Here is a 926-nt window from a genome sequence, read left to right as displayed (position 1 = left end):
GAACTATAAGTTAATTTATAATTTTTTAATCTAGGCGCCAATTCTTTTTTAAAATAATTTATATTCATATTTTATATCTTCTATTTTTTGTCAACTACTTTAATATTACTTACATTTGGTGTCAAAGTTCCACCTTGTTTATTTAAAAGGTGTTTTTGTGAAGGTTTTGCATCAGGACCTAACATTTTATACCATCCTTCTTTACCTCCTTTAATTAAGCTTCTAGTTGGGACATCGAATTCTACATAAACTGAACCTTTTGCAGTTGCACCTTTAAAATCATTAACTCCATTAATAGAGATAAATGTTTGTCCCCCTCCACCTTGAACAATTTTTCCTGTACTTTGCATTTGTTCGAGCTCTTGAGGGGACATCCATCGTCCAACCCTTGTAAAACTTATTTCATTAATTATTTGTGTTTCACCTAGTTTTAGCGAAGAACCAATATTATTGACACTATTCACCCCCTTTCCAGCTTTAGGTGGAGCAATATCATCAATTTTATTAACAACCTTTCCGGCGTTTCCTGCTAATTTTGATGGTACTAATATACTGGTTAGAATTGAAGCCACTTCTTCTAGTGATCGTTGCTCTCCCTTTTGCGCTTTAGCAAAAACATCACGAACATGCTCCCACGTATCACCATTGATTAATGAAGTCATTGCGTCTGATGCAGTTTTATTAGCTTTCCCTAAATCATCGAGTGCAGTATCGCAATAAGATGCCCCCATGGTACAACTTCCTAATGCAAGTATAGCATCTAATGCTGTATCTGCAGCGCCAGCACCAAAATCAACCGCATCACCATATGACATCATTATCCCATTAAGAATTTGAGATGCTGTATTTTCACCAATTTTTTCTCTAATTTCTGTTTTCCAGTATTCAACACTGTTTTTATGTTTTTCACGAAACCTATCACCAAG

General features: G+C 34.9%; 1 protein-coding gene. It reads right to left on the bottom strand.

What is annotated here, in order from left to right; all coding sequences use genetic code 11:
* Positions 1–80 precede the first annotated feature (80 nt).
* On the bottom strand, positions 81–926 hold an 846-nt coding region (locus A9G22_RS11370; RefSeq protein ID WP_082264507.1), incomplete at its 5' end, for a TreTu family toxin.

The organism is Gilliamella sp. App2-1 (assembly GCF_001690255.1).
Classification (GTDB): domain Bacteria; phylum Pseudomonadota; class Gammaproteobacteria; order Enterobacterales; family Orbaceae; genus Gilliamella; species Gilliamella apicola_G.
Note: the sequence above shows the minus strand (reverse complement) of the source record. Positions and strands in the feature narration are given on the sequence as shown.